The sequence below is a fragment of the Pirellulales bacterium genome, assembly GCA_019694455.1.
GTDB lineage: Bacteria > Planctomycetota > Planctomycetia > Pirellulales > JAEUIK01 > JAIBBY01.
The window spans coordinates 76,391-89,403 of sequence record JAIBBY010000004.1 but is presented as its reverse complement, the minus strand read 5'-3'; the positions used below and the strand labels follow the sequence as shown (position 1 = coordinate 89,403).

The 13,013-nt window shown below is 62.4% G+C and carries 8 protein-coding genes and 1 tRNA gene; 4 read left to right on the top strand and 5 right to left on the bottom strand.

Going from position 1 to position 13,013, the window contains the following annotated elements; all coding sequences use genetic code 11:
• Positions 1-155 precede the first annotated feature (155 nt).
• Genes trmB through K1X71_03300 form a run of 3 tightly spaced genes read right to left on the bottom strand, consistent with a single transcriptional unit; the run spans position 156 to position 2,218 of the window.
• Positions 156-815, bottom strand: coding sequence for a tRNA (guanosine(46)-N7)-methyltransferase TrmB (gene trmB / locus K1X71_03310; protein ID MBX7072152.1), 660 nt, complete (start codon positions 813-815; stop codon positions 156-158).
• Positions 816-838: 23 nt separating this feature from the next.
• Entirely contained in the window at positions 839-1,648 is an 810-nt protein-coding gene (locus K1X71_03305; protein ID MBX7072151.1) for a rhomboid family intramembrane serine protease, read from the bottom strand.
• Positions 1,649-1,708: 60 nt separating this feature from the next.
• A complete protein-coding gene (locus K1X71_03300; protein MBX7072150.1) occupies positions 1,709-2,218 on the bottom strand; it encodes a beta-hydroxyacyl-ACP dehydratase in 510 nt (169 codons plus the stop codon).
• Between the two features lie 531 nt (positions 2,219-2,749).
• On the opposite strand from K1X71_03300, the gene K1X71_03295 reads away from it, so the two are divergent.
• On the top strand, positions 2,750-6,001 hold the full coding sequence (locus tag K1X71_03295; GenBank protein MBX7072149.1) for a PQQ-dependent sugar dehydrogenase: 3,252 nt from the start codon (positions 2,750-2,752) through the stop codon (positions 5,999-6,001).
• A gap of 53 nt (positions 6,002-6,054) precedes the next feature.
• On the opposite strand, the gene K1X71_03290 is transcribed toward K1X71_03295, so the two are convergent.
• Positions 6,055-7,740, bottom strand: coding sequence for a SpoIIE family protein phosphatase (locus tag K1X71_03290; GenBank protein MBX7072148.1), 1,686 nt, complete (start codon positions 7,738-7,740; stop codon positions 6,055-6,057).
• Positions 7,741-8,050: 310 nt separating this feature from the next.
• On the opposite strand from K1X71_03290, the gene K1X71_03285 reads away from it, so the two are divergent.
• Positions 8,051-8,121, top strand: a tRNA-Gln gene (locus K1X71_03285).
• A gap of 292 nt (positions 8,122-8,413) precedes the next feature.
• Here K1X71_03285 and K1X71_03280 read toward each other — a convergent pair.
• Positions 8,414-8,752: a hypothetical protein gene (locus tag K1X71_03280; GenBank protein ID MBX7072147.1), complete on the bottom strand. Its 339-nt coding sequence runs from the start codon at positions 8,750-8,752 to the stop codon at positions 8,414-8,416.
• 408 nt (positions 8,753-9,160) lie between these two features.
• Here K1X71_03280 and K1X71_03275 point away from each other — a divergent pair, with 408 nt between their 5' ends.
• Complete coding sequence (locus K1X71_03275; GenBank protein ID MBX7072146.1) at positions 9,161-11,368, top strand: hypothetical protein; 2,208 nt, start codon at positions 9,161-9,163, stop codon at positions 11,366-11,368.
• Positions 11,369-11,511: 143 nt separating this feature from the next.
• Positions 11,512-12,579: a glycoside hydrolase gene (locus K1X71_03270; protein ID MBX7072145.1), complete on the top strand. Its 1,068-nt coding sequence runs from the start codon at positions 11,512-11,514 to the stop codon at positions 12,577-12,579.
• Positions 12,580-13,013 lie beyond the last annotated feature (434 nt).

The following is a 13,013-nucleotide window of genomic DNA, read 5'->3' as shown; positions in this document are numbered from 1 at the left end:
TCGCGCAATCATCAGTGCATGTCGCCGCGCTGAAATATGCGTTGCGGCGCCGACACTTGCGCGAGGCCCGCGCCGCGATGCGGCTCAATCGCGTTGAGCGGCCAGCAAACCGGCGCCGGCACTATCTGCCGATTGGCGGCGGCGAGAAATGCCGATCAGGTCGAAGCCGGCGCAGCGGGCTTCACAAACTGCGCGCGGTACACCGGTTCACCATGCAGTCGCATGCGCCGCTCGAAGTGGGTGCGGTAGTCCAGGTCGTGTTCGGCTGGGCGCTCTTCCACCGCGATGGGGCCGGACAGGTTGGCCACCTGGGATATCAGCTCCAGAGTCGCCTGAAAATACTCTTCAACGTCGGTCCAAAAATGGAGTGTGCCGCCGCCGACGAGCGTTCGCTGGATGTCGCGAATCAGCCCTTCGTTCATCACCCGCCGCTTCTTGTGCCGCTTCTTCCACCATGGATCGGGAAAATACACATGCACTGCGGCCAGCGACTCGCCAGGCAGCCATTCGCGAAACAGCCGTAGTCCATCGCCGCAAAGCATCGCCGCGTTTTCGGCACGTGCGCGCGCCAACCTTGCGGCGGCGGCTTCGGCGTATTTGCGCCCGATCTCAATGCCGAGAAAATTGCGCTCCGGAGTTTGCGCCGCGGCGCTAGCCAGAAACAGCCCCTTGCCGCTGCCGACTTCGACCTCCAAGGGCGCTTCGCGGGCAAACAGGGCAAGTTGCTGCCATGGCGTCGACACGGCGTCGAGCAAATGAAAGTGACGCGACAGATCGAGCGAAGTGGATGGTTTTCTCGGAGCGCGTCGGGCCATGGCAAACCGGCAATCAGAAAATATCAGCGGTAATAGCGCGACGAATAATCGGGCTCGGAATCCGGCGCGAGCGGATCGTGCGGCACGAGATTCTTCAAGAAGAACATCATCAAAACGCCGGCGGCAAACCCAGCCACATGCGCGAAGAACGCCACGCCTTGCCCCACTTCGTTGCCCAGATCGGCGCGCGCGGCGAGCAGTTGACCGACGAACCACATGCCGAGCACGAATAGAGCCGGCAGTTCAATGAACGTGAAGAAGAATCCAAGAAAGACAAATGTATGCACGCGGGCGTGCGGGTAGGTAATGATATAGGCGCCGAGCACGGCGGCAACCGCGCCGCTGGCGCCAATCATCGGAATATGGCTCTCGGGATTCTGCAGGAGTTGCCCGCCGGAAGCGAGCAGGCCGCCAACCAGGTAGAAGATCAGAAACAACACATGGCCGAGCCGGTCCTCGATGTTGTTGCCAAAGAGGGCCAAGAACCACATGTTGCCGATCAAGTGCATCCATCCGCCGTGCATGAACATGCAGGTGAAGAGCGTGGCGAGCACCGTGCTGGCTGATGTCGGCAAATCGACCACCTCGCGCGATCGGACGACCTGCCCTTGCGGCCCGGCGCGGAGCGACTCGATCTGCACTTGCAATGGCTGATCCGCGCCCAAGTGCTCGATCCGCGCTGGGATGAAACCGTGTTCAATGACAAATAGCTCGCGCCGTGGCTCGCTCATGGTGGTCATGTAGAGCAGCACCGCCACATTGATTCCGACCAGCGAATAGGTGACCAGCGGCGGCCGGCGAGTCGGATTGTGGTCCCTCAGCGGAAACAGCATGTTGAGTCGTGTCGCGGCAAGCGTGGTGCGCAGGTACGGCGGTGGACGCTACTGGCCGCGCTACGATGCTTGCTGAAGTTCCTCGGTGGGGAGCGCAACGCCTTTAATCTGGCCTTCGCACACCAAGCGGTCGGCGACGAAGCATTGAAACTGGCACACGCACATCACGCCGGCGCGCATTTTCAACAGCATGGCGGCAATCAGCATTCGATCGCCGGGTCGCACGGGACCACGAACACGCACCTCATCGAGCCCACCCAGTCCGATCAACACGCCCGGACCCAGCAAGCTGTGACTGTGAACGTAGTAGCTGCAAAGCTGCGCAGCGCATTCCACCATCACCACGCCCGGCATCAGCGGCATGTCGGGCATGTGGCCGCGGACCCAAAAGTCGTCCTGGGCGACATCCTTGTAGCCAACGCAGATGTGACGTTCGAGGTCTTCAAAGCAGACGGCGGTCAGTTGCTCCATTTCGAAGCGCTGTGGATTGAACTGGCGCAATTGCTCTTGATCGCAAATCACGCGGTTCAAATCGATGGCGGCGGGTTCGATGATGAGGTCCCGAGGCACGGTTGCCCTCCTCGTCAGCGAAAAGGCATTGAAAAAACGAAAGTCGGCGCTCAGTCGCTCGCTTGCTTTACGTGCGCAGTTTGCCGCGCTTCAGTCGGCGAGCCTTGCTGTTGGCGGGGCGCGCTCCGTGATTCGACTTCTTGAGTTTGCGATGCGGTTTCGCCATGAACAATTCTCCTTGGAATGGTTGGCGCAACAACCGCGGCCGGAAGGCGACCGTAACCGCTGACGCGCCGGAAAAAGTCCAATTATGGTAGCAAAGTGGGGCCGAGCGGAATAGCGAGTTTGCTTGACTCGCGCCACGCCCGACGGTTCTAATCGCGATAGGCCGTGCGGCCGCTTTGTCGGAACAGTGTCTGCACTTTGCTGCGCCATCCTCTTGAGCTCGGTCGACTGCCAACGAGCCGGGTTCGGCTGAATTCTCGGTCGTGGATCGCGCGGCGCTAGCCACGCGGCGGTCTCATCCTTCGATTGTTCGCAACTTTGAGGCATTTCAGCATGCATGCGCCGCATGTCTCGCGCTCGATTTTGATGGCCATTCTCGTTCTGGCCGGCGCGGCGAGCGCCAGCGCCATCGAGGCGCCGCCAGCGGCCGACGACTACAACCAAAACGAGTTCGCGCCGCGCCCCACCCCGTCGTGGGTGCAAATGATCGATCAAGGGACCAAAGACCCCCGTTTGGCGGGGCTGACGACTCCGGCTGGCCTGCGAGTGGAAATTGTCGCCGAACAACCGGCGACGGTGAACCCCGTGGGCATGACGTTCGACGATCAAGGGACGCCGTGGGTGCTGGAGTGGCGATTCGCCCCCGAAGCAAAACACACGACCTATGAGGTGCGCTATCGTGACGGGAACACAGCCCAGGTCAACCGCATTCAAAAGAGCGTCCGCGACGAGCTAAAAACCTTGCACGACGCCGATGGCGACGGCCACTACGAGCAGGCGACGGTGGTGATGAACGATTTGGAGATACCCTCCAGCATCCTGCTGCACGATGGCTGGGTGTATCTCTCCTCGCTCGGCCATGTTATTCGCCGCCGACCCGCTGGTGACGGCAAGTGGAAGGAAGAAGAGATCGTCCGCGGCCTTTGCGGTTTTCATCATCATCAAGCGTCTGGCATGACAATGTCGCCCGATGGCTGGCTGTTCATCACCAGCGGCGACGACGACAACCGCGGCGAGGGGAGCGACGGCAGTCGCGCCACCGTGCTGCGCACCGGGGCGGTGCTGCGCTGCCGGCCCGATGGGTCACAGTTGCACGAGTTCGCCCGCGGTTTTCGCAATCCGTACCGCGATGTGTCGTTCGACCACATGTACAACCTGTTTCATGTCGACAACGACCAGGAAGACGGCAGCAAGTTTCAAGGCGTTCGGCTCATGCACGTGGTCGATGGCGCTGACTACGGATGGCGACTGGCGCCCGGTACGATCTGCTGCCGCACCGATTTCGAGCTAGGCGCCGCCTTTGGCGAGCGGCCGGGCACGCTGCCCGCAATGCTCAAGACGGGGCGCGGGGCGCCAGCGGGATTGTTGATCTATCAAGGAACCAGTTTTCCGGAGTTCTTTCGCGGACTGCTGATCTATCCCGATGTGTATCGCAAGCTAGTGCGCGCCTACCGCGTGGAGCGACGTGGCAGCACCTTCGCCGTGATCGAACAGTTCGAGTTGATGAAGACGGAAGATGGGCTGTTCCGACCGTGCCAGGCGGTCATGGGACCCGACGGCGCGATCTACATTGTCGACTGGCGCACCGATTCGGGGGGCGCCGGTCGGTTGTGGGGCGATGGCGAGCATGGACGCATCTACCGCCTGACATGGGAAGGAACGTCAGAGTCCCCGGCGATCGCGCCCGGAAAGATGGATGCCTGGGCCAGCATCCACGGCGCCAAGGACGACGAGTTGTATCAGCTCTTGGATAGCCCGGACTTTGAACTGCGCAAGCGCGCGCTGGAAGAACTAATGCAACGCGGCGCGCGGCAGCGCGACAAGCTCGTTACGATGGCGCGCGACACCGCGCGGCCAGCCCATGCGCGCGCCGCCGCGGCGGCCGGCGCCGCGCGACTTTACGACGCCAGCGTGCAACTCGGCTTGATTGGCCTGTTGAGCGACCAGAATCTCGAGTTGCGCCGCTTGGCGGCGGAACTATTGGGGCGCAACACCACGCGCGAGGATATTCATGTTCCCCGGCTGACGTCGTTGACCGCCACGCTCAACGATCCGCATCCGGCGGTGCGCCGCGCGGCGGCCGTCGCGGTGGGTCAAATAGCCAGCCAGCTCGAACAGGGACACGCGGCGCGGCACGTGGCGGCCGGCGCCCTCTGGTCGGCGCTGGCCAATGCGCCAGATGACGACCCTTATCTGCGCGACGGCATCTTGCATGGCCTTGAGCTGCTGGGCCAAGACGGCATAAATCTTATGGTCCAAGGCGCGCTGGGACGCGACTTCGATCTACGCGAGATGTCGATTGCCGCGCTTGAGGCCATGCGAACGGCGCCAGCCGCCGCGGCGCTCGACCGCTTGCTCACCGAACCCAGCCTGCTGAATCAAGATCAACAGCGCCGCGTGCTGACGACCTACCGCCGCATTCAGGTCGAGCCGCCCATCGACGGCGCCGTACTGGCCAGTTGGCTGGCGCGGCAGTCAGACGCCGCCGCGACGCTGCAACTTGCCGGGCTCGAAAGTCTGGCCAGCATTCACGGCGCCCCCACCGCGCTGGCGTTGCCTATTGCGATCAAACTCCTCAAAGACCCCGATGAACAACTGCGCATCGGAGTGATCTCGTTGCTGGGCGAGAATCATCTGGTGGAGGCCGTGCCGGCCTTGGTGGCCGCTATCGCCGATCGGCGCAAGTCGCTTGCCGAGCGACAGGCCATTGTCACCGCGCTGTCGCAACTGCGGGAGCAAGAACTGCCCTGGGGACACAAGTCGGCCAAGGGAGTAGAACTGGAATTGGATCGCCTCGTCGCACTGTCCGGCGATCCTGAGCACGCCGATCTCCGCGCCGATCTGGTCGCCTTGGTTTGCGCGGTCGATTTTTCGATGGGCCGCCCCTTGGCCGAGGCGATGCTTGCCAGCGGCGATACGGCCGCTGGCCGTAGCGCCATCGCCATGCTCGGCGCCGATCCTGCGCAGGCCAAACAACTGGCTGAACAGTTCGTGGCCGGCAAACTCGATCGGCAGTTGTTGCCAGAGATTTCGGCCGCGCTGCAAAAACACATCGCCAACGAGGAGGAAGGAGAGTTCCCGCAATTGTTGCAGCAGGTGCTGCGCGGTGGACTGTTGCTGTCGCTCGACCCCGCCGAAGTGGCCCGCGTCGAAGCGCTGGTGCAAACGACTGGCGATGCCGATCACGGTCGCGAGGTGTATCTCAACTCGCAAAAGAGCCAATGCGCCATCTGCCACAAGCTAGAGGGGGTCGGCGGCCAGGTTGGTCCCGATCTGACGCGAATTTGGGACACGCACACCGTGACCAAAATCATGGAATCGATGATCGATCCTTCCAAGGAGATCAAGGAGGGCTATGCCACCTTCAGCGCCACAACCAAAGGCGGACAGGTTTACACCGGCCTGCGCGTGTCGGCCGACGATCAGCAAGTGACGCTGCGCGACGCGCAAGGCAAGGACATCGTGATCCCGCGCAGCGATCTCGATGAATTGGTCGAAAGCAAAAAAAGCCTCATGCCCGAGGGGGTGACGGCGCAGTTGAGTTTCCAGGAATTCATCGATCTGGTGGCGTTCCTCAAGAACCGCGGCGCGCAGCAGGCGCTCAAAGGCGCGAAATAAGACACTCGTGCGAACTAGCCGCTATGAATATCTTTGAATAGCCGCGCCGCGCTTCATTCCGTGCGGCCAAAGATCGCCAGACACATGTCGTCGCTCTGTGGGTGCCGGCCGACAAACTGCCGTACGCTGTCGAGCAGGTGTCGGCCCAGCGCGCTGGCGCCCGCGATCGGCGCCTTCAATTCTTCCGTAATGCGGGCGATGCCGAACAGTTGTCCCTCGGCGTTCATCGCCTCGCTCAGCCCATCGGTGAAAATGGCGATGCGGCCGCCTGGCGCCAGTCGCACGGTGATCTGCTCATAGTCGTAGTCGACGTCAATGCCAAGCGGGATACCGGTCTCCGCCTCGCCAATCGGTGTGACGCTGCCGTCGATCCGCCGCCACAAGGGGGGCAAGTGACCTGCGTTGACGATCGTCGCTTCATGCTGTTCGCGGTCGAGGACCGCCACGGCGCAGGTGACAAACCGGTCTTGCCAGCCCGCGCTGGCGAAAGCGCCATTGATGCACTTGAGCGCCTTGGCCACGTCGCGCTCGGCCGCCAGACAATAACGCACGTCGGCCGATAATTTGGCCATCAAGAGCGCCGCGGGGATTCCTTTGCCCGCCACATCGGCCACCACGATCGCCAATCGATTGCCCGGCAGTTCCACATAGTCGTAATAGTCGCCGCCAAGTTGCGTCGCCGATTCATAAAAATCGAAGAATTCGTAGCCGTCGAACTTGGGCGGGCCCGCGGGCAGAAAGCCGCGCTGCACCTGATGGGCCAGTTCCAGATCGCGTTCGGTGCGCTGCTGTCGCAGCGCCGACTCGTGCAGTCCTGCGTTTTCGATCACCAAGGCCGCCTGCCGCGCGACGCTGGCCAGCACCTCCAAATCGTCCTGGCGAAAGCCGCTGCGCTGATCGACAGTGTCGATCTGAATGACGCCCAGCGCGTGGTTGTCGCTGTCCAACAAGGGCGCGCACATCAGCGAGCGAATCCGAAAATCGGCGATGCTTTGGCTCATGTCGAACCGCGCGTCGCTGGCGGCGTCGGCCGACAGGATCGCCTCTTTCGAGTTCATCGCCTGCAGCACGATCGTCCGGCTGACGCGCATCGAATCTTCATCGCCCGGCCGCCGATGCTTGACCGCCTTGAGCATCAGCGGGGCGCCCTCCGACTCGCGGAGCACGATCAGCCCGCGATCGGCCTGAATGAAAATCTTGAACAGACTGTCGAGCAGCTTCGGCAGCACGGCGTCGACCGACAGGGTGCGCCCCAGGTTGTGCGTGATCTCCATCAAGGCCCGCAGCTTGGCCTCGGGGCGGACCGTCATCCGCAGGCCCGACTCTGAAATCGACAGGTCGAGCTTCGACATGATCGTCGAAGAACCAACGTCGGGTTCCTCGTCGTCGAGCAAAACGGCGGGCTCGGTTTCGGTAGGCTTGACGCGGGCTTGCGCCACGTCGCCGGGTCGTCCCAGGTGAAAGGTGAACAACAGGTCGCAGATCTTCAGTCGGTCGTTCTCTTGCAGCGCATAGCGTTCTTCAATGGCGCGGCCATTGACGATGGTGCCGTTGCGGCTATGCAGATCCTCGACGAAGTAACCGCCGTTCTCCTGCGTGATCTGCGCGTGCTGTCGGCTCACTGCGCCCACATCGAGCACAATGTCGCAATCCGGATGCCGACCCAACACAAACCGCTCGCCATCGAGCGGAAAGAGTTGCCCGGGGTTCAAACCCTTCAATACTTGGAGGCAGGCCATGTGGCGGTGCGGATGGCAAGAGGCAGGCGTGTGCGTGCGATCACGGCAATGCGCCAGTCGCAGCGGCGCGCCGCCAGGGAGACGCCTCCCTACGGGCGCGCTACAGATGCAGTACGCTACCAAACTCAGGCCACCTAAAGCAAAGAGAAATCAGCCCCTGCCAGAACCCTGAGCTATTAACTCTCGCGAGAATCGCAAACCTGGCGCGGGCCAGCCGCGGCGCCGCGCCGGGCCCTCTTGACTGCCTTCGCCAATCGTCATAAGTTGAAGCTAGCCCTGCCGATATCGACAGCGCAGGGCGTCAAGCTACTGCCCGGTGGTGTAACGGTAGCACGGGTGGCTCTGGACCACTTAGTTAAGGTTCGAATCCTTACTGGGCAGCTTCGCCACAACATCTTCCGAACGCTCAGCTTAGCGATCCTGCCAGCAGCCATTGGCAGCGCGGATTCGCAGCAGGCAATCGGAAACCGTTTCCGGTTGAGTGGCTTGCGGGCATGGCGACCTCTGTTCCTCGCACGCCGTAGTACCGCCGTCGCGCCACACGCCGACATCTCGCGCTGGTCGAGATCGCCGGCCAGCGCGTCCTGCCCGGCGTACGAGATTTTGCGCGCCATCGGAACACGTCCCTGCAATCGCGCGACTGTCGAGATTGATTGGCAGGAAGGGATGATCGCTAGTCAGTAAATGGCAGGCGCTGCTGCTCCATGCCGTCAATGGGGCCGTCAATCGCCGTGTTAACGCGATCCGGCTTTGCGGCGCGCACGCGCGCCGGATCGGTCGCTTTCTCCGCTTCGGCCGCTGATTCGGCAGCAGTGTCTTGCGCAGCATCGCCCTCCTCGGGCGGCAGTTCGCCTCGCTCGCGCCGGCGGCGCAGCAATTCTTCGATTTTGACCCACTCGCCGGTCGGCTTGTCCAGCACGCGAAACTCATTGGTCGATTGCATGGCAAAGCGGCTAGTGTCCGACTTGCGCGGCGTTTTGGCGCTGGGTTGCTCCTGGGGCTGGTCGCTCATGGCTCGACACCTGACGATCTGTGTCCTGACTGTATTTATCCTGCGGCATCCCGCCGGTCGGCGGCTACACACCGGTTGTTCTATGGGTGCTACGCGACGGCGCCGGGATTGGTTCATTCTTGCTGCCGCCTGCCTTTTTTATGCGCGTCGTCTACATCCGCGACCGCGACGCCGCGACTGGCGACGATACCAACTGCTTGGTACTCTCTCGCATGATGGCGCGCTCCAGGGTCGGAGTATGGCGCAAAGCAACCAAACTCAAGCTCGCCCCGCCCCTGTTCGGCCAATCGTCATTCGCACCTGTCCGTCATACCTCTGCTGCCGGCGACTCGGCGGTTCGAACCGGCTGCCAAATTCCAACCTGGGGGCCACTCACAACTTCCTCAACACATGCAATAGGTGCGCGCGATGTCGATTCTGCTTCGTGGATTGCTGCTCGTTGGCTGCTTGGCGCTTTTGATCGACCAGTCCTGCGCCGAACCCTCGCTTGAAGCGCTGCCCGAGGCGCCGCATCGACCCCTCTCTGCCAGCCGCGACTGGCTCATCGACGATTCCGCGACCCAGGCCGGAGTCTTCCGCTCCAGTGATGGCAAGTCGCTCGTCCTCGATAACGGCCTGGTTCGCCGCGCGATCCGCGTGGCCCCGAATGGCGCCACCGTGGCGCTCGACGATCTCCGCACCGGCGCCAGCTTGCTGCGCAGCGTGCGGCCCGAGGCGATGGCTGTCATCGACGGCAAGCCATTGCAGGTCGGTGGTCTTTCTGGCCAACCGGTTCATGCCTATCTGACCAATGCTTGGATCGACTCTCTCCAAGAAAATCCCGACTCGCTGCGGCTCATCGGCTGGGAAGTGGTGGCGCCCGATAAGCGACTGGAGTGGAAACGCGTCCGCCACTCCGAAGATCGCCCCTGGCCTCCGACAGGAAGTGGCGTGCTGTTGCACTTCGAACCGCGCGGCGACGAATGGAAGGGTCTGCATGTCGCGGTTCGCCATGAGATTTACGATGGCGTGCCCGTCGTGGCCAAGCGAGTCGTCATCACCAATGGCGGCGATCGCGCAATCACGATCGACGGGTTGACCACCGAGATTTTGGCAACGGTCGAAGGCGAGTCGAACGTCGACTCGCGCGAACCCGCGCAATGGCGCCGCCCCCCGATCGAAGTCCTTTCCGACTACATGTTCCACGGAGTCGATGCCGACACCGCGAATCGTGTGGCCAACTGGCTGCCCGATCCCGAATACACCACGCAGGTCAGCTACAACCTGCAAACGCCTTGTCTGTTGGCATGCAAGCCGCCGCTAGGACCAGGCAAGACGCTTGCGCCCGGCGAATCGCTCACGTCGTTCTGGGTCTATCTCGTCATGCAAGACGCGACCGACCGCGAGCGCCAGGGACTCACCATGCGCCGCGTTTGGCGAACCCTCGCCCCCTGGACGACCGAAAACCCGCTCATGATGCATGTGCTCGGTTCCGAAGGCGCCGCGTTTCGCAATGCGGTCGATCAATGCGCCGAGGTCGGCTTTGAAATGATCATTCACTCGTTCGGCAGCGGGCTGAACATGGAAAGCGCCGATCCCGATTACATCGCCCGGATCAAAACCGATGTCGACTACGCCCATGCCAAGGGGATTCATGTTGGCGGGTACTCCCTCTTCAGCAGCCGATCGATCGACGCCGAAAGCGACGTCATCAATCCCACGACCGGCAAACCTGGCGGCGCTATTTTCGGCAACGCGCCTTGTTTCTGTAGCCGCTGGGGACAGGAGTACGAAAAGAAGATCAAGCAGTTCATCGAGCAGACTGGCTTCGATCTGCTCGAACACGACGGTCCCTATCCGGGCGATCTGTGCGCCAGCGCCACCCACCCTGGGCATCGCGGACTGGCTGATTCGCAATGGGCCCAGTGGGAAATGAGTCGCGACCTTTATTCGTGGTGCCGTGCGCGCGGCGTCTATGTGAATCAGCCCGACTGCTACTTCCTGGTCGGCGGCAACAAGACGGGCATGGGATACCGCGAAACCAACTGGTCGCTGCCGCGCGAGCAGCAGATCATTCACGCGCGGCAGCACATTTACGACGGCACGTGGAACAAGACCGTGACGATGGGTTGGATGTTCGTGCCGCTCACGCAATACCAGGGAGGCGGCGAGGCCGCGACGATCGAGCCGCTCAAAGAGCACTTGCCCGCCTACGAAGCCCATTTGGCCGCCAATCTGGGCGCCGGAGTGCAAGCCTGCTGGCGCGGGCCGCGTCTCTATGACTCCGACGAAACAAAGCAACTCGTGACGCGGTGGGTGACCTGGTTCAAAAAATACCGCGACATCCTCGAATCCGACATCGTCCACGGCCGCCGCGCGGATGGCCGCGACGTCGACTTCATCGTGCACGTCAATCCCAAGCTCAAGCGCAAGGGACTGGTGGCGATTTATAATCCGCTGCCAGAACCGGTCACGCGCGCGCTCCGCATTCCGCTCTACTACACCGGCCTGGTCGACGTCGCCAAGATTCGCCAAGAAGAAGGAGAATCCAAAGCACACCCGCTCGATCGCCAAGGCTTCGCGACGGTTGAAGTCGCCATCCCGCCGAGCGCCATGACTTGGCTCGTCGTCGAGTAGCCTTGCAATCGTTTGGTTACGGCGGCGACCTTTTTCCCCATGCCCGCGCGTCCAGTTTTACATTGCCATCTCGCGCAGCCCCCAATGGTCCGTGATACAATGTGGCTTGCCCACCCACTCCCCACCCGCCGAGGCGCAATCTCATGACCTGCTTCCGCCCCCTGCTGCTTGGTCTGTCGGCCGCTCTCCTGTCTCTTGTCGCCGGCGTTTGTCTGCCTGCGTGGTCGGCCGAACCGTCTCAGCACATCGTCATCTCGCGCGGCGAGGAGGCGGGCCCTTATCAGGCGTTTCCCGATGCGTGTCGCCTGCCCAGCGGCGATCTCGCTTGCGTCTTCTACGCTGGCTACGGGCATGTTTCGCTGCCCAACGCCGAGTGGCCCTGCGGCGGGCGCGTGTGCATGGTCGAATCGAAAGACGAGGGCAAGACCTGGACTCCGCCGCGGGTGCTGTTCGACGGACCGCAAGACGATCGCGATCCGCACATCGCCCTCCTGAGCGATGGCACGCTCGTGTGCAGCTTCTTTCAGTATCGAAGGGTCAACGACAAAGATGAGCACGATGTGTGTCTCGTGCAATCGACAGACGGCGGCCAAAGCTGGCAGACCGAGCCGCGGGTGCTGGCGGCAAATGTTTGGGCCGTATCGGCACCGGTGCGCGAACTGCCAGACGGCACGCTCTTGCTAGGCGTGTACACCGCCGACTCCACGACCGCTTACGGCGCCGTGCTGCGCTCGACCGATGGCGGCCGCACTTGGAGCGAGCCGGTGGCCATCGATCCCGATAGCGGCGTTCGACTCGACGCCGAGACCGACGTGCTGCGCCTGCCCGACGGCACGATCTTGGCCGCCTTGCGCGGCGACGGCAAAATCAACCTGCACTTCGCCACCAGCACCGATCAGGGGGTCACCTGGTCCAAGATCAAAGACAGCGGCTTTCTAGGTCACTGTCCGCACCTGACGCGGCTTTCGAGCGGAGAAATCTTGCTCACGCATCGGGCGCCGACAACATCGCTGCATATCAGTCGCGACAACGCTCAAAGCTGGCAAGGCCCTTTCGAGATCGATTCGGTGTTCGGCGCCTATCCCTCGACGGTAGAACTTAAAGATCACAGCGTGCTGGTCGTGTACTACGAAGAAGGACCGACTAGCGCCATCCGCGCCGCGCGCCTTCGCGTCACGCCCGACGGCGTGGACAACATCGGCTGGGATTGAGCGGCGCCCAACGCGCATTCGTCAACCGGAAACTGAGGGGATAGTCGAGCGTTGACGGAAGTTGCGACGTCGCACCACGGCCCGCCGCCCCGTAGCCGTCGCCCCGCAGCCATCTTGCCACCTCACCTGCTCCTCTGCTCTCTTGATCTCTCGCTTCTTTCAATGTGGCTTCGCGCCTTAGCGGTTCTCTTCTTCCGCCTCGCCCCACGTAGCGAAGCGCAGTAGGCGGAGAGGCGCAGGCCGCAGGTTGCGGTGAGGGGGGCTTTTTCCTATTTCCTCCTCCTTTGCATCCTCCGCAACTCCGCGTCTCTGCGGTTTTCTTCTCCTCTTCTCTCGCGCCGTCGCGCCGCCAACTTAAAAGAATTTTGTTGACTAGGTCGATTCGGATGATACAAGGAAGGAGGTCATTCGGGATTATGCATCCACTCGCGAGG